Source organism: Rhodospirillaceae bacterium (assembly GCA_018662005.1).
Lineage (GTDB): Bacteria > Pseudomonadota > Alphaproteobacteria > Rhodospirillales > JABHCV01 > JACNJU01.
The window spans coordinates 1-20,943 of sequence record JABJHA010000008.1 but is presented as its reverse complement, the minus strand read 5'-3'; the positions used below and the strand labels follow the sequence as shown (position 1 = coordinate 20,943).

Sequence of the window (20,943 nt, the reverse complement as noted above, 5' to 3'; positions counted from 1 at the left end):
GTTTCTCCATATAGGATTTATCCAAGAGCTTCCTTAGCAGGTTGATACGCGTAACCAAGATCATCTGCAACCGCTTTGTATGTCACATTTCCGGTGTGGACATTCAGTCCTTCAAGGAAATGCGGATCATCAAGCAATGCCTGCGCGTAGCCCTTGTTGGCAAGTGCCGTGGTAAAGGGCAGGGTAGCGTTATTGAGCGCAAAAGTCGATGTGCGGGCGACACCGCCGGGCATGTTGGCGACGCAGTAATGGACGACGTCATCAACGATATATGTGGGGTCGGCATGGGTCGTCGCGTGGGACGTTTCAAAGCAACCGCCCTGATCAATGGCGACATCGACGATGACCGATCCTGCATGCATGTTCTTGATCATTTCCGCGCTCACCAGTTTGGGTGCAGCAGCACCCGGCACCAGCACCGCTCCGACGACCAGATCGGCAGCCAGAACATAATTCTCGATGGCATCGACGGTCGAATAAATGGTGTTCAGGTGGCTGCCAAATTCCGTGTCCAGTTCGCGCATGCGGTCGATGGAACGATCCAGAACGGTGACGTGCGCGCCCATGCCCATGGCCATCATTACCGCATTGGTGCCAACCACACCGCCGCCGATAACGACAACCTCGGCAGGGGCGACACCCGGAACACCGCCCATCAGGACACCGGCGCCGCCGTGGGCTTTCTCCATGCAACTGGCACCAGCCTGAATGGACATCCGTCCGGCGACTTCCGACATGGGGGCGAGCAGCGGCAGGCCGCCCTTGCGGTCGGTCACGGTTTCGTAGGCAATGGCAATGCAGCCGGATTCGACCAGCAGTTTGGTTTGCTCCGGATCCGGGGCCAGGTGCAGATAGGTGAACAGGATTTGCCCCTCGCGCAACATTTTGCATTCGCCGGGCTGGGGCTCCTTGACCTTGACGATCATGTCGGCTTTTTCAAAAACTTCCGCTGCGGTCCCAAGGACCGTTGCGCCGACGGCTTCATAAGTTCCGTCGTCCATTCCAATGCCCATACCGGCGTTGGTTTCGACAATCACCTTATGACCGTGATGGATCAGCTCTCTGACCGCTGTCGGGGTCATGCCGACCCGGTATTCATGGTTTTTAATCTCTTTGGGAACGCCAATCAACATTGCTGCCTCCATAATCTGGTTTAAGAAAATAATGGACCGAGTGTAGGAGGATTGGCGTTGAAGGTGCTTTCAAAATTTGATGGGATAAAGGGCTAAAAGACGCGAATTATTTTGATTTATCTGTATTTAGTAGAATAATATTCTAATTATGAAACTTGATGACATAGATTTTACGATTTTAAAAAACCTGCAAATGGAAGGCCGCCTGTCCAATGCAGAGCTTGCCGAGCGCATTAACTTGTCGCCTTCGGCGTGTTTGCGACGGGTCCGCCTGCTGGAGGAATCGGGTATCATTGAAGGCTATACGATGCTCGTCAATCAGGCCGCTATCGGCAAGTTGTCAAATATTTTTGTCGAGGTCTCGCTGACCTCGCAAAGCGAGAAAAATCTCGGTGATTTCGAGGCGGCGGTTTCGGAGTGTCCTGAAATCATGGAGTGCTATTTGATGGCAGGCAGTTTCGATTATCTTCTCAGGGTCGCCGCATCGGATGCTTCTGACTACGAGCGTATTCACACGCTTTACCTGTCGCGGCTTCCCAACGTTTTGCGCATTCAGTCCAACTTCGCTCTCAGGACCGTGTGCAAGAAATCTGTCTTTCCTCTGTCCTAACCGACTTGCTCTTCGATCAGTTGCGCCAGCAATTCAATGCCGGGATCAATTCGTTCCGTCGGGATTGACGAAAAGCCGAGCCGGAAGAAATTGCTTGGTGCGTCCGCTTCCAGAAAATTGATGCGCCCGGGCTCAATGATAAGGCCGCGCCCGTCTGCGGTTTTTGCAAGCCTCTCAGCATCAAGTCCGTCAGGGCCTTCGACCCAGAAACTGGTGCCGCCGATGGATGGTGCTTTCGAGGACCGGGGAAGATGTCGGGACAGGGCTTCGTTCATGCGTTCCCAGCGCGCCCGGTAAGCCCGGTGCAGGCGGTGGACCAGCGAGTCATGATGGCCTTGCGACAGAAACAGGGCGGTTGTTCGCTGGTTGTTGGTCGGTGAATGACGCATCATCAGGTAACGCAGGGCCCTGACCTCGTCTATGAAGGTTTTGGAGGCGACCAGATAGCCGATGCGCAAGCCCGGAAACAGGGATTTTGACATGCTGCCCATGTAAATCACCCGGCCATTGTCATCCAGTGATTTCAGGGCCGGTGTCGGTTCGGCCACGTAACTGGCTTCGGGTTCGTAATCATCTTCGATAATCAGGAAATCTTTTTCCGCCGCGCGCTTGAGCAACGCCTGACGGCGTTCAAGGGGCATGGTCGCGGTGGTCGGGTATTGATGGCTGGGGGTGACATAAACCAGATCGCAACCGTCAAGGCGATCATCGACGGGCAATCCGTGTTCGTCGACAGCAATGGGTTTCAGGTGCCGTGTCTTCAGGCTGAAAATATTGCGGGCGTCCGGGTAGCCCGGTTCCTCAAGGGCGACAGTGGTGGTTTCTGAAACCAGCAAACTTGCGAGCATGTACAGGGCGTTTTGTGCGCCCATGGTGATCAGGATCTGGTCATTATCAGCGCGGATGCCCCGGCGCGGCAAAAGGCGGGTTCGGATTTGTTCAATCAGCATTGGATAATCGGCGCCGTAGGCGTCCCGGGTCCAGGCTTCCAGCTCCTTCGAGCCCAGGGCCTGGCGGTTGCAGTCGCGCCAAGCGGCAAGCGGAAACAGGGTGTGGTCAACCTGGCCGAAGATAAAGGGGTAGGGGTAATCCATCCAGTCGACCGGTCGATTGACCCTGCGCCCCTGCGAGGGGCGCAGGCGAAAGCGGCCTTCCCAGTCCGGGGCATCGGCTGTGGCCGGTTCTTCTGTTTTCTCTTTTGTCCCATCCGATGGGATCAGGCGACCGGCGAGGATATCTTCATCGACGTAAAAGCCACTGCGCTCTTTCGATATCAGATAACCGTCATCGGCCAGCCCCTGATAGGCGAGGACCACCGTGTTTCTGGAAACTTTCAGGATTTTCGCCATCTTGCGGCTGGACGGCAGTGGGTCGCCGCCGGGCATCTGGCCACTAAGGATAGCCGAAACCAGCATTTCACGGATTTGCACCTGAATGCTGCTTCCCGCCTCGCGGCGAAGATGAAAAAGCTGGTCTCGCATGGTGTTGGCCTAGGCAAAAAACGTTAATTGGCTCTACAATATCCGAAGCCGGAAAGACTACGGTGTTTGCTATACGGGGACAAGTTAGACGCCCTTATTTATCATTGAAATGATCTGCACCGATGGGCCAAACCAGGGTGCGTGAAACAGGAGCTTATCCAATGCAGTATACGACCAACAGTCTTGAAAGCCATTGGATGCCATTTACCGCCAACCGCGACTTCAAGGCCGACCCCCGGCTTGTCGTCAAGGGCGAGGGCATGCACTACACCAATCATAACGGCGGCCGCGTCATAGATGGCTCATCCGGCCTGTTCTGTTGCGCTGCCGGTCATGGCCGTCAGGAAATCGCCGACGCCGTGGCCAAGCAGTTGATGGAAATCGACTACAGCCCGCATTTCCAGATCGGCTCGCCGCCGTCTTTCGAGCTGGCAAGCCGTGTCGCCGCCCTGACCCCCGATGAAATCAACCATGTGTTCTTTACCAACTCCGGTTCTGAAAGCATCGACACTGCCCTGAAAATCGCCATGGCCTATCACAGCGCCCGCGGCGAGGGGCACCGTTCCAGGTTTATCTCGCGCGAGCGCGCCTATCATGGCGTCAACATTGGCGGCACTTCGCTTTCCGGCCTGATGAAAAACCGCGAAATTTTTGGCTCCGTGATGCCCGGTATCGCGCACATGCGCCACACCTGGACGCCGGAAGCCCGCTTTGGTCGCGGCCAGCCCGAACACGGCGCCGAAATGGCTGAAGACCTTGAACGTTTCGCCCAGTTGCTCGGTGGGCGTAACATTGCGGCCTGTTTTGTCGAGCCGGTTGCCGGTTCAACAGGTTGTCTGGTGCCACCCAAGGGCTATCTTGAACGGCTTCGCGAAATTTGTGACACCCACGGCATCCTGCTTGTTTTTGATGAAGTGATCACAGGCTTTGGGCGTTTGGGTAAGCCATTCGCCGCCCAGGAATTCGGCGTCACCCCGGATATCATGACCATGGCCAAGGCCCTGACAAATGGCGTGCTGCCCATGGGCGCTGTCGCCGTCAGGGATGAAATCTACGACACCGTCGTTGATGCCGCACCCGACGGGGCGGTCGAATTCTTCCACGGTTACACCTATTCGGGCAATCCGGCGTCTTGCGCGGCTGGCCTGGCGACCCTGGACATTTATGAAAATGATGGCCTGTTCGATAAGTCAGCGGCAATGTCCGAATATTTCCTCGACATGATTTATGATATGCAGGATCTGGACAAGGTTACCGATATTCGTGGTTACGGGATGCTTGCCGGTATCGACATTTCAACCGGCGAGGCCCCCGGCATCGCCGGCACCCGGGCCATGAAGAAGATCTTTGCTTCTGGCTTGCATGTTAAATTTACCGGGGACTGCGCCCTGGTCGCCCCGCCATTTATTGCCCAAAAGAGTGATATTGACGAAATCGGCGGCATCCTGCGCGATGTTCTGGCGAACCTCTAAAGGAGATCAAGAAAGATGACCAAGACGCTGAACCATTTTATCGATGGTAAATTAGTCGAAGGGAAAAGCGGCCGCCTGGGCGACGTTTTCAACCCGGCAACCGGCGATGTGACGGCCCAGGTTCCATTGGCAAGCGCCGATGAGGTTCGTGATGTTATAGCCGCCGCCGCCGCCGCCCTTCCGGCTTGGGCCGCGACCCCGCCAGCCAGACGCACCCAGGTGCTGTTCAAATTGCGTGAACTGCTGATCGAGCATACGGACGAACTGGCTGAACTGCTGTCGGCGGAACATGGCAAAACCCTGCCCGACGCCCGTGGAGAGCTTGGCCGGGGCATTGAAGTTGTCGAATTCGCCTGCGGTATCCCGCAGGCCTTGAAGGGTGAGTATTCCGAAAATGTCGGCTCCAGCGTTGACAGCTACACCATTCGTCAGCCTGTCGGCGTCGTCGCCGGTATCACGCCGTTTAACTTTCCGGCCATGGTCCCCATGTGGATGTATCCGGTGGCCCTTGCCTGTGGCAATACCTTCGTCCTGAAGCCGTCCGAACGTGACCCATCTGTCGCCATTCGGATTGCCGAACTGGCAAGCCAGGCCGGTCTGCCCGATGGTGTTCTCAACGTCGTCAACGGCGACAAGGAAGCCGTCGATGTGTTGCTGACAGATGAGCGCATTGACGCCATCAGCTTTGTCGGTTCGACCCAGATTGGTGAATACATTTACAAAACCGGTTGCGCCCACGGCAAGCGGGTGCAGGCATTGTGCGGCGCCAAGAACCACATGATCGTCATGCCCGACGCCGATATGGATCAAGCCACCGATGCCCTGATGGGTGCCGGATACGGATCAGCCGGTGAGCGCTGCATGGCGATTTCCGTCGCCGTCTGTGTCGGTGACGCGACCGCCGATACGCTGGTCGGAAAACTTGCGCCAAAAGTGAGTGCCCTGAAAGTTGGCCCCTATTCCGATGAAGACTCTGAAATGGGTCCGGTTATTTCGCGGGACTCACAGGATCGTATCAAGGGTTACGTGGATGCCGGTGTCGCCGCCGGTGCCGAACTGGTCGTTGATGGCCGTGATATATCCCTTCAAGGGTATGAGAACGGTTACTTCGTTGGCGGCTGCCTGTTCGACAAGGTCACCCCTGACATGTCCATTTATACGGACGAGATCTTCGGACCTGTTCTTTCCGTCGTTCGCGCCGAGGACTATGACACCGCCATTGGCCTGGTTAACGATCATGAATATGGCAACGGTGCCGCGATCTTCACCCGCGACGGTGACGCGGCCCGCGATTTCGCCAGCCGCGCCAAAATCGGCATGATCGGTATTAACGTGCCGATCCCGGTTCCCGTCGCCTATCACAGCTTCGGCGGCTGGAAGCGCTCGCTTTTCGGTGATCACCATATCCATGGCATGGAGGGCGTACGCTTTTACACCCGCCTGAAAACCATGACCACGCGCTGGCCTTCAGGCATACGCGAGGGCGCCGAATTCAATTTCAAGCGCGGCTCCGACCACTGAGATCCTAAAACAGGGGAGTTGATTTGTCCCGATTGATGGCATCCCGGCTTCGACTGTTCGTCATTCTGTCGATCCTGGCCGGACTGACGGGAGTCTTTTACGCCTCTGTGGGTGACTTGGGCAGCGAAGTGGATCGGCCCACGGCCATGGTCCATGGCGGCATTATGTGGCTGTTTGGTGGGTCTTTGGTCTGGTTCTTCGAAATTGTTCTGATTCCAAGCCGCTATGGCGCCAGGATCAGGCAGCTCTATTTTCTCACCGCCATCGCCTTAAAGTCTTTGGTGCTGGTGTTTATCGTCATCGGTGGTGGTATCTTCGGGCGGGCGATATTCCATGGGCTTTATAGCCTGGACTTTATTTTCAAACCCGAATTCCTTCGCATCCTGATTGTCGTCTTGTCGGTCGTCTTCGTGGTTCAGACGATCAATCAGATTATCCGCATTCTAGGCGGTCATACCCTGGTAAATATTATCCTCGGCAGATACCGCCAGCCAGTTCGCGAGGACAAGATTTTCATGTTTCTTGATCTGGCCGGTTCGACCGCGCTGGCCGAGCGTCTAGGTGATGTTGGGGTGCAAAAGCTGATCACCAAATTTTTTTTCGATATCACCGAACCGATCATCGAACATGGTGGCGATATTCATCGTTATGTGGGTGATCAGGTGGTGGTGACGTGGCCACTTAAAACCGGGGCCGCCAATATGCGCGCGATCCGCTGTTGCTTCGCCATTGACGATTACGTGGCTGGCAAGGCTGACCAGTATGAAATTGAGTTCGGGGCCGTGCCGTCTTACCACATTGGCCTGCACGGCGGCCCGGTGGTGATCAGTCAGATCGGCGACCAGAAACAGGAAATTTCCTATTTCGGCGACACCGTCAACACGGCGGCGCGTATCGAGCAACAGTGCAAGGCGTTGCAAAGTGGACTTTTGATTTCAGGTGAATTACTCGAACACATCACCCTGGACACAGCTTTTCAGGCCGTCTCAAAGGGCGTTGTTCAGTTGCGTGGGCGGGCCCACGAAACGGAATTGTTCACCCTTGTTCGGACAGCCGCCTAATGGCTGCCCATGATTCCGGTTTTGATGGAATAGTCGACGGCGATGCCGTAACTGGGATCATCATCTGAATCGACCATCAATTGACCGGCCCGATTGAGCAACCGGTGACAGTCTGGCGACAGATGGCGCAACTGGATGGTCTTGCCAAGGGTTTCGTATTTCTGGGCCAGGGCAACGGTCAGCCCCGAAAGCACCTCGGTCTTGATGCGGCCGGGGGTGAACGGGGGAAGTTCCCTGTCTCGCCAATCGGCTGCCGAAAGGCGATCGGCAAAAGCTGCAAGCGTTGGCTTGATCACGGTTTGGCATGTCCATTTTCAGGGGGCGAGGAAAGAGGGGCTCTTCATATCGTGTATTAGAGATTTGGCAAGTGTAAAAAATGCGCCGCCAAGGGTCTGTTTTTTCAATATTTTTCATAAAAATGAAATTTTACATTGTTTATTTCATTTACTTTTGCCGGGATGAGGCCTAATTTTTCCCTTGAAGTTGTCCGTCAACACGATCTCCCGGTGATCAGAAGACAGTCAGATGATCAAGCACAATGACTCAATCCCCGTTGGCTTTCAGGTCCGCGATCTGCGCAAGGCCAAGGGCCTGACCATACCGCAGCTGGCTGCTAAAGTCGGTCGTTCGACGGGCTGGTTAAGCCAGGTTGAACGCAATATCTCCCCGGTCACCATTCCCAATCTGAAATTGATCAGCGACGCGCTGGCTGTTCAGATCACCTGGTTCTTTCAGGGCAATGCGGTGGCCGCAGAAGACGAGCGTGATTTCATTGTCCGCAAGGATACCCGGCGACAGTTGCGTTACACGGGAACCGGGGTCAGTGAAGAGCTGTTGTCGCCAAACCTGAGTCGTCAAATCGAGATGCTGATGACCACCCTGGAACCCGGGGCCAGCACCGGCGAGCCCTATTCCCGAAAAGGCGAGGAGGGCGGCTATGTGGTTTCAGGCGTCCTTGAGCTGACCGTTGCCGGTAACACTCAAACTCTGGCGACCGGTGACAGCTTCGCCTTTGAAAGCCATCTTCCTCACACCTGTCACAATCCCGGCGACGTGCCAACGGCGGTCGTCTGGGTTGTTACCCCACCATCATATTGAACATTTAAAAACGAGGTAACGTCATGTCGAAACAATTCCCCACCCAGGCCCAGGTCGTCATCGTTGGCGGCGGTATTGTTGGCTGTTCACTGGCTTATCATTTGACCAAACTGGGATGGAGTGACGTCGTGCTGCTTGAGCGCAAGCAGTTGACCTGTGGCACCACCTGGCATGCCGCCGGTCTTGTCGGGCAGCTTAGGGCAACCCAGAACATGACAAAGCTGGCCCAGTACACGGCCGAGATGATTGGCAGTCTTGAAGAAGAAACCGGGCAGGCGACAGGCTTCGCCCAGCATGGCTCACTTTCGCTTGCCACCAGCGAAGGCCGTTTCGAGGAACTCAAGCGTGGCGCATCAATGGCCCGGGTTTTTGGCCTGGAAGTTGACGTCATATCGGCTAAGGAAGCGCAAGCCAAGTGGCCGCTGATCAACATTGACGATGTGGTCGGCGCGGTCTACCTGCCCAAAGACGGCAAGGTCAATCCCATCGACCTGACCCAGGCGCTGGCCAAGGGTGCGAAAATGGGCGGTGCCAAAATCTTTGAAGACACCAAGGTCACCGCTGTTCATAAAAAGGATGGCCGGATCACCGGCGTCGCCACCGACAAGGGCGACATCCAGGCAGAGGTCGTCGTCAATTGCGCCGGCATGTGGGGGCGCGAGCTTGGTTTGATGGCCGGGGCCAATGTTCCCTTACACGCCGCCGAGCATTTTTATATCGTCACCGATAATTTTGAAGGCATGACTCCCGGCCTGCCGGTATTGCGCGATCCGGACAACTGCGCCTATTTCAAGGAAGACGCCGGCAAACTGTTGCTGGGAGCCTTCGAGCCGGTTGCCAAGCCGTGGGGTATGGCCAGCATGGGCGGCATCCCCGATGATTTCTCCTTCACCCAGCTGCCCGATGATTTCGACCATTTCGAGCCGATTTTGGAAACCGCCATGCGCCGTTTGCCAGCCTTGGAAAATGTCGGCATCCAGCTGTTCTTTAACGGGCCGGAAAGCTTCACCCCCGATGATCGCTATTATTTGGGGCCGACGCCGGAGGTCGAAAATTTCTACGTCGCCACCGGTTTCAATTCGACGGGTATCCAGTCCGCTGGCGGGGCAGGCAAGGTTTTGGCCGACTGGATCGTCAACAAGCGCCCGCCGATGGACCTGTGGGATGTGGACATCAACCGCATGTTGCCGTTTCAGAATAACGCCAAGTATTTGCATGACCGCACGGTCGAAGGGCTGGGGCTTCTTTATGCCATGCACTGGCCGTTCCGTCAGTTTGAATCGGCACGGATGGCCAGAACCTCCCCCCTGCATGACCGTCTGAAAGCCAAAGGCGCCTGTTTTGGCGAGGCCGGTGGCTGGGAGCGGGCAAACTGGTTCGCACCCGAAGGGGTCGAGCCCGTTTATGAATATTCATACGGGCGGCAAAACTGGTTCCCCCATTCAGGCAAGGAACACATGGCCATCCGTGAAAACGTCGGCTTGCTGGACCAAACCTCGTTTGCAAAATTCCTGCTGCAGGGGCGCGACGCCGAGGCGGTTATCAACAAGGTTGCCGCCAATAATATGTCGGTGCCCGTGGGCAAGATCGTCTACACCCAGTGGCTTAATGAACAGGGTGGCATCGAGGCCGATCTGACCGTCACCAGGACCGCCGAAGACTGCTATATGGTCGTCACCGCTTTCTCGTCGGCAGCTAAGGATTTCAACTGGTTGAAGAAGAATATCCCGACAGGTGCTCACGCCGTCCTGACCGATGTTGGCTCCGGTATGGCCATGGTCAGCGTCATGGGGCCGAAATCCCGCGAGCTTTTGCAAACCCTGACCCCGGCGGACCTGTCCAATGAGGCCTTCCCGTTCGCCACCAGTCAGCAGATTGAGCTTGGTTACGCCATGGTCCGGGCCTCGCGCATTACCTATGTTGGTGAGCTGGGTTGGGAGCTTTATATCCCGACAGAATTCGCCACCGGCGTATACGACTTGATCGTCGCGGCGGGGGAAGATTATGGGCTGCAACACGTAGGGATGCACGCCATGAATTCCCTGCGCACCGAAAAAGCCTACCGCCACTGGGGCCATGACATTGCCGGTGAAGACACCCCCGTTGAAGCGGGCCTTGGCTTCGCCGTCGCCTGGGACAAGCCGGGCGGCTTTATCGGCAAGGATGCGCTCGAAGAGCAACGCAAGAATGGTGTCAAGAAACGGCTTGTCCAGTTCGCCCTTGATGATCCGGAACCACTGATGTTTCACAACGAACCGATCTGGCGCAACAACGAAATCGTCGGTTACATCACATCAGGCATGTTCGGCCATGCGCTCGGTAAATCCCTCGGCATGGGGTATGTGGAATGTGATGACGGTGTCGATGCGGATTACGTTAACGCCGGAAGCTATGAAATCGAAGTCTCTTGCCAGCGTTTCCCGGCAACGGCCTCGCTAAAACCGTTCTATGATCCCAAAAGTGAACGGATCAAGGCCTAGAAGAAAGGAATACAAGACGTGATACTTATCGGTCGATTGTTGTCGCCGTTTGTCAGGCGAACACTGGTGAGCCTTAACGTGCTTGGTTTTGAATGTCAGCGCAAAGCGTTGAGCACCGCCACCGACGTGCAGGCCATTGGTGAACTCAACCCGCTCAGGCGGGTCCCGGCGCTGGTTCTTGATGATGGCGAAGTGCTGATCGACAGTATCGCCATTCTTGAGTATCTCGACGAATTGGTGGGCCCTGAGCGGGCCTTGCTTCCGGCTGCGGGGCCTGAACGCCGCAAAGCACTCAGGCTCTTGTCGCTGGCTGTCGGGGCAGCTGAAAAGGGCGTTGTCGCCCACTACGAGAAGAACCGCCGTCCCGAAGACAAGTTCTGGGATCAGTGGTTCGACGCTGCCACCGGGCAGGCATTGGCGGGATTAAGCGCGCTCGAAGCAGCGGCCCCCGAAGACGGCGGCTGGCTGGCCGGGCCTGAAATGAGCCAAGTCGACATCACCACCGCGGTGACTTACGAATTCATCAACATCGTCCTGCCGGACCTCATCGACGAGGCGAAATTCCCGCGCCTTGGGGCGCTTGTCGGGCGCATGAACGCCCTCGAAGGGTTCTCATCGACGCATCCGTCACAGGATTAAACGTGGGTGCTGAAACCCGCGTGTTTGGCGCCGGTCATCAGTTTGCTGAAATCATCGCCCGAGATATGGATAAGGGTGCGGTGATCGCCGCCTTCAAAATAGATATCCGGTTTCCCTGACAGGCTGTCATCCCACATCACTTTCATGCCGTATGCAGCGCCGATGGGGGGAACCGCGCCGGGATCGCAATCCTCGAACAGGGCTTCTATTTCCTTTTCATCGGCCATTTTGAAACGCCGGTCGAAGCAGCTATTCATCTTGTCCAGGTCAATCATGTGATCGCTTGGCAGGACGGCCATGACGTAGGCTTCCTCGTCATACAACAGGACGCCTTTGGCCAGAAGCTCGCTGGCGACGCGGGCGCTGTTAGCGGTGCTGATGGATGTCGCCTGATAGGGATGCTCGATCTCTTCAAAACTGACCTGACAGTCGTTGAGATATTGTTTAAGTGTGATGGCCATACCCATGATCCGTCTCCTTATGGTTCCGGGCGGAGATCGTGGATTGGAAGACCATCCCCGCCGCTTGAAAGAGGGACATTCTCCAATAGATTATTGTACATGAAAAAGGCTGTAAAAACCAGTGTGGTTCTGGCGAATATGATCATCGATCCGTAATAAATCGTGATTGGTCGATAAGACCTTTCTATGGTCAATTCAAACAGGCTCATGTTCCCGGCAACAAGGTATGGTCTTCTATGAAACTGGTGATTTTTGACTGTGACGGGGTGCTGGTAAACAGCGAGGCAATCTTAATTCCGGCGGAACTGAAATTCCTCAAAAATGCGGGACTGGCGTATGAGCGTCGGCAATATATGAAAGACTTCACCGGCATGCCGTACGACGCCTGGCAGCTGAAACTGGCCGCCGAAGCCGAGAAGCGCCTTGGCGAACCGCTTGCGGAGGACTTTTTTGAGGCCCTGAATGACTATATCAGGGAACAATTTGAAACCGGTCTGAGCGTGATTTCAGGTGTCCGGGAAACCATTCTCTCCTTGGGTATCAACCGATGTGTCGCCTCCAGCACAGGCAATGAAGGTCTGCATTGGAAACTGGGCCATACCGGGCTTGCCGACCTTTTTACAGATGCGGTGTTTTCCGGCGATATGGTGAGCAGGGGCAAGCCCGAACCGGATCTCTTCCTACATGCGGCGAAGGCCATGGATGTGAAGCCGCAAAATTGTCTTGTCGTGGAAGATAGCTGCAATGGTGTCCTGGCTGGCAAAGCGGCCGGCATGGTGGTGGTCGGTTTCAGCGGCGGCGATCATTGCCTGGATGACCATGAAGCCGACCTGATGCAAGCCGGCGCAGACAGGGTGATCGATAATTTTGCCAATCTCAAGCCGACCATTGCTCAATTGATTTAAGGTTCTTAAACAAGATCACTCGTCAAATTTTGAAACCCGCCCGCGGTCTTTTTTTGTTTGTCCTCGCTGTTTCTTGGTATCCATCCGTTTGGCTTTGGCTTTCTTGCTGGGCCTGGTCGGGCGGCGGTATTTTGGCGGTTCTGCCGCTTCGCGGATCAAAGCGGTCAGCCGGTTCAGGGCGTCTTCGCGGTTGCGCTCCTGGGAGCGGAATTGTTTCGCCTCGATGATGATGATGCCCTCGGATGTCATCCGCCGTCCGGCCAGAGACTTCAGGCGCAAATAAACCGCATTGGACAGTGCTTTGCTGTGGCGGGCGTCAAAGCGCAACTGGACGGCGCTGGAAACCTTGTTGACGTTCTGACCGCCAGGGCCACCGGCGCGAATGAAGGTCTCTTCGATTTCACCGGGGTCGAGAAACAGGTCATCAGTAATCTGGATCGGGGTTTTTGCCATCACCAATTATCGCAGAGCATGTGGACATTGCGATAGCTGCCCGGTGTATCGATGCGGGCGTTGGATTTATCGGCCTCGCGGTTGAGTTTACTGATCAGCGGGTTCATGCGGCGCTGCATCTGGTCCTGAAGGCGTTCCGCGCCGCTGTTCGGGTCGCGCACGCTCACCGATCTGACCCTGGCTGCCGCCTCCCTGGCCTGACGCCTGATGATCGGCATGTAACGCGAAAGATTACTGCGAAAAAGCGTCACATGAGAAATCTCATGGTCGCGGATGGCGGCAAATTCACAACTGCCACGCCGGTATTGGCGGTCGATATGGACCAGAAAATCGGAAAACCCGATGGTCAGATCGTAGGATACCGGCTGCGCGCAATAACCGCCGCCGTTGATCGGGATGAGCCTCGCCGAAGTCTTGATGGCGTACCTGAATTCGGTCAGGGTCAGACCCAGAACCCGCCAGTTTCCGGCCCCCTGATGTCTACCCTTTGCCCTTTGCATACGCTTAAGGTCGCTGCGGCTGTGGCCGGTTTTATAAACCACCTTGGCCGGGGCGGTCGTGATGTTAACGCGAGCCGGTTGCGCAGGAGGCGGGCAGCGGGGGGCCGCAAAAGCCGCATGGCTGCCCGCAAGGACAAGTGCGGGAAGAAGTAAAAACAGGGAATACCAACGTTTCATGCGCCCTTGTCCCATCACACGAGGGGTCACTGATCCTTGGTTTCATCTGCCTCGAGCGTGTCGCCGTTGGCGGTTGCGGGAGCTGGGGCTGCTTGTTGCGGCTCTTCAGGTGCAGGCGCGGCAGCGGGTTCAGCATCCGGGGCTGGTTGTGGGGCGGGTGTTTCGATGTCTTCGGGCTCTGCAGCCGGTTCAGGTTCAGGCGCTGGCGCCGGGGCTGGTTCGGCAACGGGCTCCGGCTCCGGGGTCTGTTCGGGTTCCGGTTCCGGTTCCGGTTCCGGTTTCGGCTCTGGCTCTGGCTCTGGCTCCGGCTCCGGCTCCGGCTCTGGCTCCGGTTCAGGAACAGGCACGGGATCCGGTTCGGGCATAACGCCATCCTTGTCCCATATCAGTTCGTGCAGGGTCAGGCCACCGTCGAAGCCCTTCATCTCGAAGGGGCCGCGGGTGACGAAGGCGTAATTTTTGCCTCCACATATACCGTGGACCGTGGCAGAGACGAAAATTTGCCCGGCCTGGGCCTTGTCGACAATACGCGCCGCCAACTGAACGGTGGTGCCAAACAGGTCGTTGTCTTCGGCGATCGGCTCACCGGCATTAAGGCCAATCTTCAACCCCAGGGGAAGGTCCGGGTTGTTGGCATTGTGCTTGAGCGTCCCCATTTGCATGTCCGCTGCCGCGTCAATGCCGTTGGATGTGGTCGAGAAGGACGCCATGATACCGTCACCGGTATGCTTGATTTCAGTGCCGTTGAACTGCGCCAGGGCATCGCGGACGATGCGGTTATGGGCGCGCACAACTTGCTGGGCGACGGCGTCACCCATGGTCTGGGTCATGTTTGTTGATCCGGCGATATCGGTGAACAGAACGGTGACAGGCCCAGAGGATTCAGCCTTTTCTTTCGGCTTGTTCCATTCTTCGAGCGCTTTTTGAAGTTGTTCAGAGGCTTCCGGGTCTTCCTCCAGGTGGCTCTTCATGGCGCTGCGACCGGCCTGATAGGCTTGCATATATTTGGAATCGGCAAGCAGGTAGCCTTGAATCCGGTCGGCGAAGGCCTCGGCATCGCGTTGCTTGAAGCCCATATAGCTGACCGGCTTGCTGATCACCATCGACATGGTCTTGCCGTCCAGATTGTGTTCCTGGGACAGGGTTTCACAGGCCCCGGCGATGAACAGGTTGACCCCGAACTTGTTGAAATTGTCGAGTTTTGTTTTGTCGACGCCGCCCTGCTCCATGGCAGCGAGCAGATAATCCATAACAAACTTTTGTTGCTTTTTGACCCAGGGCGCGTTGATCCCGGCGCCGACCTCGGCGCCGATTTCGCTGTCGGCTTCGGCGTCGGCTTCGGCGTCTGCTTCAGGCGTCGCCTTTTCCTCTTTTTCCTTCTTTTCTTCCTCTTTCTTTTCTTCCAGGTCTTTCTTTTTTTCTTCTTCCGGATCAGCGTCTTCCTTGCTTTCTTTCGCCGTTTTTTCGGCCTCATCGCGGAAGCTGGTGGGTAAGTGATCTTTCTTGCTATCAACCGGTTTCGGCTTGGCAGTGCTGGCTTTGGCAGGGGCCGCCGCCCTGACCGGCCTGGGCCTGCCGGCGGATTTCAATCTCGCCTTGGAAATAAGCGACATACCCATGGAAATCAAAGAAATGGCAAAGGTGCCGATGAACAGCCCGAAAAGAATATTGGACTGGGTATTGGCCCGGAACGATGATTCACGCAACCACACACCAACCAGACTGGAAATCAAGGAAGCGATGATGGTGCTGAACATCAACGCCATCAACAGCTTGATCAGCAAGCCAAAGATAGAAAACGTCGCTTCTTCCTTTTCATCGTCGGGGTTGAAGCTTTCAATTTGCTGTGGAATTTCCGCCCCGGCCATCATCCCGGATGATTTCTTGGGTGCTGCTTTTTTGGCCGATCTTTTTGCCGCAGGGGCGGCTTTTTTTGCCCCACCCCCGCCACCGGCTACCTTGGCTTTCTTGGCTTCCATTTTGCCGACCGGTTGCTGGTCATCGGGCAAGTTGGAACTGGCGAAGATGTTGTTTTCCTGTGCCGCCCCGCTATCGGGGTCAATTTCCTCGCGAATGACCTTGACGCTGGTGACGGTGGAAATGTTCTCCAGCGCCTTGGCGTCCTGGATCGCCTGACCCTGTTGGTCGCCCGGATACGAGGCGTGGGTTTCCCAACGCCCGCCTTGCAGGATCTGAACTTCAAAAGTTATCTTTTTGCTCATTTAACCCAGTCCGTTAGCGTGTTTCAGACACGCCATAACACCCAGGACAGAACCGACTTCTTCGTCCCTGATCGCCTCAAAAAGGTATCATATTTGGTTGACCGAACAATAGAGGAGATAACGACGGGGGATTAGCCGGTTTTAACGAGCAAGTTTACCTGCATGGGTTGGCCAAAGCAGGTTCCTTCCTCGGTTTTGTGGCCAAGGCTGTCAAAGTTGTTTTTCAGGGTCTTTTCAAGTTTGTCAAAATCATCATCAAGACCAGGGTTGATCGCCTGAATGCGGTTGCGAAATGTGTCGTAGTCCGGGTAGAGCGACTGATGAAGGTAAGTGGTTTCGGTTTCCGGGGTCAGGCCGTGCCCGGCGGCTTTGCCGATGGCTTTGCAGGCGGCGTTGCGGACGCTGGTTTCGTCGTGGACCGGCTTCATCAGTTCAAAGTGTTCGCCTTCGGCCATGGGCTCGCTGATATAAACCATACCGCCGGGCTTAAGAACCCGGGCCGCTTCCGAAAGCGCCTTGTCTTGGCTGTCGATGGGGATGTGATGCAGGGAATTGAAAAAAACCACCAGGTCCAGCTTGTTATCCTTGAAGGAAAGATCCTCGCCCTGGCCTTCGGTATAGATCTCATTGCCCGCCGGTTTGGCGGCGCGTGCCCGCTCCAACTGTTCTTGGGAAGGTTCGACGCCAATAACATCGGCGCCGTGGCGGGTCATCAGGCGGGTCAGCGAGCCATCACCGCAACCGATGTCGGCGACTTTCTTGCCTTTGAGTTCGATCATGGAGGGCAGAACGTCGGCGTTTTGGCGTGATTTCATTGTCTTGGGATCTTCTGCAAGTTTAACGACGCACCTTGTAGACTCAAAGGGCCGTAAATGAAAAGTCTTGAATTTATTTTGTTTCCGGTTGTTGTTATCTGATGTGGAGATGATTCGATGACAATGCAAGACTTACCACTTACGGGTATCCGCGTGCTTGATGTGGCGACCTTTATTGCCGCCCCGTATGCGGCCTCCATCCTGGGAGAATTCGGGGCCGAGGTTATTAAGGTGGAACAGCCCGGCAGTGGCGATCCGTTCCGTCGTTTCGGCACCCCTTCGGGGCGTCCCGATTCGACCCTGGCCTGGTTGTCCGAAGCGCGCAACAAGCGCTCGCTGACCCTTAGCCTTTCCCACCCTGAAGGCGCCGATATATTCAAAAAGCTCGCCTGTGAGGCCGATGTGGTGTGCGAAAATTTTCGCCCTGGCACGATGGAGAAATGGGGTCTGGGCTGGGATGAATTATCCCGGATCAATCCCAGGCTTGTGATGCTCAGGGTATCGGGCTACGGGCAAACAGGCCCCTATAGCGATCGCCCCGGATTTGCCCGGATCGCCCATGCTTTTGGCGGTCTAAGCCATCTCGCCGGGATGCCCGGTGAGACACCGGTGACACCGGGTTCGACATCCCTTGCCGATTACCTGTCCGGCCTGTACGGGGCGGTTGGCGTGCTTTTGGCCCTGCGTCAGCGTGATACCAGCGGCACCGGTCAGATGGTCGATGTGGCGCTCTATGAATCCGTGTTCCGGGTGCTCGATGAAATCGCCCCGGTTTATGCCAAAGACGGCGCCGTGCGTGGTCGCGAAGGGGTCGGAACCGCCAATGCCTGTCCGCATGGACACTTCCCGACAGGTGACGGCAAATGGGTGGCCATCGCCTGCACCACCGATAAAATGTTCGAGCGCCTTGTCGCGGCTATGGCGCGTCCCGAACTGGGTGGCGAAGAAGGTTATGGCGAGCAACGCAAGCGCCTTGCCAACCGTGATCGTGTCGACAAACTGGTAGCCGCCTGGAGCGGTTCACTGAACCAACAGGCGGTCATGGAACTGTGCCTGAAGTTCGAGGTTCCGTGCGCCCCCTTAAACACCATCGCCGACATTTTTGAAGATCCCCATATTGATGCCCGCGGCAACCTGGCGACGATCACCGATAAGGATACGGCCATTGGCGAGGTGGTTATCCCGGCCGTGATGCCCAAATTGTCGGAAACGCCGGGCCGGGTCGACAGTCTGGGCCCGGCGCTGGGCGCGGCCACAGTCCAGATTTTAGAAGACATGCTCGGCCTTGATGAGGGGGAAATTGCCGCCTTGAGGAAGGCCGGGGTGGTCTAGTTTGCGGCTACCCGTGTCAGCCGCCACTTATCAAGCTGTTTGCGGCGCTTTTTAGCGAAGGCCTCGCCTTTGCCCTTGTTGGTGCTGCCAAAATACTTTTCATGCCACTGGGCCTGTTTTGAAACCCGTCGCATGGCCGCCAGTGTCGCCATGTCGTGGCCGGACGGATCATCCGTCCGCCAGGCCGCCATCTGGTTGCCGCGAACCGATTTGCCGGCGCTGCTCAGGGCGGCTTCTTTTTGCGCCTTGTGGTTTTTGTTCAGGGTCGCCATGCGGGCGTAGTCGACAGATTTGCGATCCTGAAGTGCTGCGTATTTGCGTTGCTGGTTCCAGTACTTCAAAACTTTCATCTTGTAGGCCTTGGCGCGCTTGGGGGTGGTCGAATGATAAAAGCCCGACGCCTTGGTCCATGACCGGGTCGTCCTGTACAGCCCGTTCAGATAACGGGCGGCGTAAGCGACGTTTGTGGCCGGGTCCATGGCCTGCTCAAGGCTGGCGAAGGCGCTACCGTGGTAAAACAGGTTTATCTGCATACAACCGACATCAATATTGGTGATACCGCGCGCTTTCAGGCGATGAACGAATCGCAATGCGGATTGCTTGTCAGGGAAGAAATGACCCTTACCAAGGGACGTTACGGTCCATGGCCAGGCATAATTTTCCTGCCGGAGCGCGTCCCAGCGACCAGTTTCAGCCAGTGAAATGGCTTTTAGAAGGTGCTGCGGGATGCTTCTGGCCCGTTCGACCCGGGCGACCTGGATATCGCATAATTCTTGAGCGTTTCCAATGGCTTGAACCGTTTCAGCATGGACGGTACGGGAGCCCGCAAAGGCCGCCGTCAACGCCGTTAAAACCAGTAAAAACCGTATAAACATAAACCGTTGCTCCAAATACCCGTAAGGTATCTAGCAATGGTCGTGCCAAAAACTCACTGGGGCGGGGTTTTGTCGCCTTCGCCCAGCGGTAATTGCATCAATACCTGATCAAGCCAGCGTCCGTGCTTGAAGCCGAGCGCCCCCATAACACCGCTATGGGCGAAGCCGTAACGGGCATGAAGCTTAATCGAGGCGGTATTGGCCGAATCCCCGATGACGGCGATCATCTGCCTGAATCCAAGGCTTGTGCATTGTTCAATCAGGTCTTCCAGCAAGCGCCCGCCAAGGCCTTTTCCGGTGCTGGCGCTATCCACATAGACGCTGTTTTCAACGGTGAAGCGATAGGCTGGCCGGGGCCGGTAGGAACCTGCGTAAGCGTAGCCCCTGACGACGCCATCAAGCTCGATGACACGGTAAGGGAATCCACCCTTTTTTATCTCCGCCATGCGACGGTTGATTTCGGCCACGTCCGGCGGTGTTTCTTCCCAACTGGCCAGCCCGTCCCGGACATGGTCGGCGTAAATAGCCTGAATGGCGGCGCAGTCATCTTCCGTGACGTCACGGACAAGCGTGTTGTTCATGTGGCCACCAGGGTTTTGGGATCGATTGTGGCGAGAACCTCCATCAATCGGTTGATGTCTTCTGTCAATTTCTCAAAGCCGTCGCTGCGGGAAATTTTCATCTCGTTCATATAGAGCGCCCGGTTGATTTCAATTTGCAGGGTGTGACAGCCGGCTTCGGGCTTTCCGTAATGCTCGGTGGTGAAGCCGCCAGCGTACGGGTTGTTGCGGGTGACCACGTAATTCATGGACTGCAGGGTCTGTTCGACCAGATCGGTGAGTTCAGGCGCGCACGACGCCCCGTAGCGGTCGCCAAGGATAAAATCGACACGCCGGAAACCGGGATCCCGGTCCATGGGGCCGCCGACCGACGGCATGGAATGGCAATCAACGAGCAAACATCCGCCGAACTGCTGGCGGGCTTCTTCAAGCAACCCCTTCAGGGCCTCGTGGTAGGGGATGTAAGTGGCTTCGATGGCGCTTTTGGCATCATCAAAGTGCAGCTTGTCGTTGTAAACTTCCTCACCACTGGTGACCACCCGGGCCATGGTGCCAAGCCCCGCGGCGACCCGGCTCGAGGTCGTGTTGACGTGGGCGGGAAGGGCGTCTTTGAACATGGCGGGGTCAAGCTCGAAGGGTTCCCGGTTGGGGTCCACATAGACGCGGGGGAAACGGGCCCGCAGCGGGGGGGCTCCGTAAGCGGTCGCGGCGGCGAAAATTTCATCGACAAAGGCGTCTTCGGAGCGGCGCAAAGCAAGCGGGTCGAGCCGCGAGGCATCGATAAACGCCTGCGAATAATCCTGGCCGCTGTGGGGCGAGGCAAAGACCAGCGGTGCCGACCACTTGCCGGGGCGCAGGATGTCCAAAGGTGAGGACGGGGTGTTGTTCGGGGAGCCAGACATTGTTTTCTAATAACACAGGATGCTTTACGGTGCACTAGGACTTGCCAAGCTCGCCGGATCGGACTAAAACCCCCTTCCTTACGGCGCACCAACAGCCGCCGATAAAAGGGCGCGTAGCTCAGCGGGAGAGCACTGCATTGACATTGCAGGGGTCACTGGTTCAATCCCAGTCGTGCCCACCATAAAAACCCCAGGCCTAAAGCCTGGGGTTTTTATGTTGGATCAGCACGACGTTATCAAAAAATG

General features: G+C 56.4%; 19 protein-coding genes, 1 tRNA gene and 1 pseudogene. 10 read left to right on the top strand and 11 right to left on the bottom strand.

Going from position 1 to position 20,943, the window contains the following annotated elements:
• Positions 1-17: 17 nt before the first annotated feature.
• The gene (ald, locus tag HOL66_04420) at positions 18-1,133 is read right to left on the bottom strand and encodes an alanine dehydrogenase (GenBank protein ID MBT5243467.1); all 1,116 of its coding nucleotides are present in this window, start codon (positions 1,131-1,133) and stop codon (positions 18-20) included.
• Between the two features lie 148 nt (positions 1,134-1,281).
• On the opposite strand from ald, the gene HOL66_04415 reads away from it, so the two are divergent.
• Positions 1,282-1,743, top strand: a complete 462-nt coding sequence (locus tag HOL66_04415; protein MBT5243466.1) for an Lrp/AsnC family transcriptional regulator — start codon at positions 1,282-1,284, stop codon at positions 1,741-1,743.
• On the opposite strand, the gene HOL66_04410 is transcribed toward HOL66_04415, so the two are convergent.
• On the bottom strand, positions 1,740-3,224 hold the full coding sequence (locus HOL66_04410; protein MBT5243465.1) for a PLP-dependent aminotransferase family protein: 1,485 nt from the start codon (positions 3,222-3,224) through the stop codon (positions 1,740-1,742). The two genes, HOL66_04415 and HOL66_04410, sit on opposite strands and share 4 nt — an antisense overlap.
• 161 nt (positions 3,225-3,385) lie before the next feature.
• Between HOL66_04410 and HOL66_04405 the strand changes: the two genes are divergently transcribed.
• From HOL66_04405 to HOL66_04395, 3 genes are read left to right on the top strand one after another with little or no spacing between them, the layout of a single operon-like run.
• A complete protein-coding gene (locus tag HOL66_04405; GenBank protein MBT5243464.1) occupies positions 3,386-4,696 on the top strand; it encodes an aspartate aminotransferase family protein in 1,311 nt (436 codons plus the stop codon).
• A 15-nt stretch (positions 4,697-4,711) separates the two neighbouring features.
• Positions 4,712-6,217, top strand: coding sequence for a CoA-acylating methylmalonate-semialdehyde dehydrogenase (locus tag HOL66_04400; protein MBT5243463.1), 1,506 nt, complete (start codon positions 4,712-4,714; stop codon positions 6,215-6,217).
• A gap of 23 nt (positions 6,218-6,240) precedes the next feature.
• Complete coding sequence (locus HOL66_04395; protein ID MBT5243462.1) at positions 6,241-7,278, top strand: adenylate/guanylate cyclase domain-containing protein; 1,038 nt, start codon at positions 6,241-6,243, stop codon at positions 7,276-7,278.
• On the opposite strand, the pseudogene HOL66_04390 reads toward HOL66_04395, so the two are convergent.
• A pseudogene (locus HOL66_04390) lies at positions 7,275-7,451 on the bottom strand (sodium-independent anion transporter). The gene HOL66_04395 and the pseudogene HOL66_04390 sit on opposite strands and share 4 nt — an antisense overlap.
• Before the next feature lie 352 nt (positions 7,452-7,803).
• Between HOL66_04390 and HOL66_04385 the strand changes: the two are divergent.
• Genes HOL66_04385 through HOL66_04375 form a run of 3 tightly spaced genes read left to right on the top strand, consistent with a single transcriptional unit; the run spans position 7,804 to position 11,495 of the window.
• Positions 7,804-8,376: a cupin domain-containing protein gene (locus tag HOL66_04385; protein ID MBT5243461.1), complete on the top strand. Its 573-nt coding sequence runs from the start codon at positions 7,804-7,806 to the stop codon at positions 8,374-8,376.
• A gap of 23 nt (positions 8,377-8,399) precedes the next feature.
• On the top strand, positions 8,400-10,856 hold the full coding sequence (locus HOL66_04380; GenBank protein ID MBT5243460.1) for an FAD-dependent oxidoreductase: 2,457 nt from the start codon (positions 8,400-8,402) through the stop codon (positions 10,854-10,856).
• Positions 10,857-10,874: 18 nt separating this feature from the next.
• Complete coding sequence (locus HOL66_04375; GenBank protein ID MBT5243459.1) at positions 10,875-11,495, top strand: glutathione S-transferase family protein; 621 nt, start codon at positions 10,875-10,877, stop codon at positions 11,493-11,495.
• Here HOL66_04375 and HOL66_04370 read toward each other — a convergent pair.
• The gene (locus tag HOL66_04370; GenBank protein ID MBT5243458.1) at positions 11,492-11,962 is read right to left on the bottom strand and encodes a YbaK/EbsC family protein; all 471 of its coding nucleotides are present in this window, start codon (positions 11,960-11,962) and stop codon (positions 11,492-11,494) included. The genes HOL66_04375 and HOL66_04370 overlap by 4 nt on opposite strands.
• Before the next feature lie 230 nt (positions 11,963-12,192).
• Between HOL66_04370 and HOL66_04365 the strand changes: the two genes are divergently transcribed.
• On the top strand, positions 12,193-12,861 hold the full coding sequence (locus tag HOL66_04365) for an HAD family phosphatase (protein ID MBT5243457.1): 669 nt from the start codon (positions 12,193-12,195) through the stop codon (positions 12,859-12,861).
• Between the two features lie 15 nt (positions 12,862-12,876).
• On the opposite strand, the gene arfB is transcribed toward HOL66_04365, so the two are convergent.
• The 4 genes from arfB to HOL66_04345 form a co-directional block, all read right to left on the bottom strand.
• A complete protein-coding gene (arfB, locus tag HOL66_04360; GenBank protein ID MBT5243456.1) occupies positions 12,877-13,314 on the bottom strand; it encodes an aminoacyl-tRNA hydrolase in 438 nt (145 codons plus the stop codon).
• Entirely contained in the window at positions 13,314-13,991 is a 678-nt protein-coding gene (locus HOL66_04355; GenBank protein ID MBT5243455.1) for a hypothetical protein, read from the bottom strand. Before HOL66_04355 ends, arfB begins: the two co-directional genes overlap by 1 nt.
• Before the next feature lie 26 nt (positions 13,992-14,017).
• Complete coding sequence (locus HOL66_04350; protein MBT5243454.1) at positions 14,018-16,213, bottom strand: adenylate/guanylate cyclase domain-containing protein; 2,196 nt, start codon at positions 16,211-16,213, stop codon at positions 14,018-14,020.
• Between the two features lie 131 nt (positions 16,214-16,344).
• Positions 16,345-17,028 carry a class I SAM-dependent methyltransferase gene (locus HOL66_04345; GenBank protein ID MBT5243453.1) on the bottom strand — a complete coding sequence of 228 codons (684 nt, stop codon included), beginning with the start codon at positions 17,026-17,028 and terminating at the stop codon, positions 16,345-16,347.
• A 117-nt stretch (positions 17,029-17,145) separates the two neighbouring features.
• Here HOL66_04345 and HOL66_04340 point away from each other — a divergent pair, with 117 nt between their 5' ends.
• Positions 17,146-18,360, top strand: coding sequence for a CoA transferase (locus HOL66_04340; protein ID MBT5243452.1), 1,215 nt, complete (start codon positions 17,146-17,148; stop codon positions 18,358-18,360).
• Here the strand turns inward: HOL66_04340 and HOL66_04335 are convergent.
• Genes HOL66_04335 through HOL66_04325 form a run of 3 tightly spaced genes read right to left on the bottom strand, consistent with a single transcriptional unit; the run spans position 18,357 to position 20,697 of the window.
• Positions 18,357-19,235 carry a transglycosylase SLT domain-containing protein gene (locus tag HOL66_04335; GenBank protein MBT5243451.1) on the bottom strand — a complete coding sequence of 293 codons (879 nt, stop codon included), beginning with the start codon at positions 19,233-19,235 and terminating at the stop codon, positions 18,357-18,359. The genes HOL66_04340 and HOL66_04335 overlap by 4 nt on opposite strands.
• A gap of 53 nt (positions 19,236-19,288) precedes the next feature.
• Positions 19,289-19,816: an N-acetyltransferase gene (locus tag HOL66_04330; protein ID MBT5243450.1), complete on the bottom strand. Its 528-nt coding sequence runs from the start codon at positions 19,814-19,816 to the stop codon at positions 19,289-19,291.
• Positions 19,813-20,697: an N-formylglutamate amidohydrolase gene (locus HOL66_04325; protein ID MBT5243449.1), complete on the bottom strand. Its 885-nt coding sequence runs from the start codon at positions 20,695-20,697 to the stop codon at positions 19,813-19,815. The genes HOL66_04330 and HOL66_04325 overlap by 4 nt, the downstream gene beginning before the upstream one ends.
• A 107-nt stretch (positions 20,698-20,804) precedes the next feature.
• Between HOL66_04325 and HOL66_04320 the strand changes: the two genes are divergently transcribed.
• Positions 20,805-20,879, top strand: a tRNA-Val gene (locus HOL66_04320).
• Positions 20,880-20,943 lie beyond the last annotated feature (64 nt).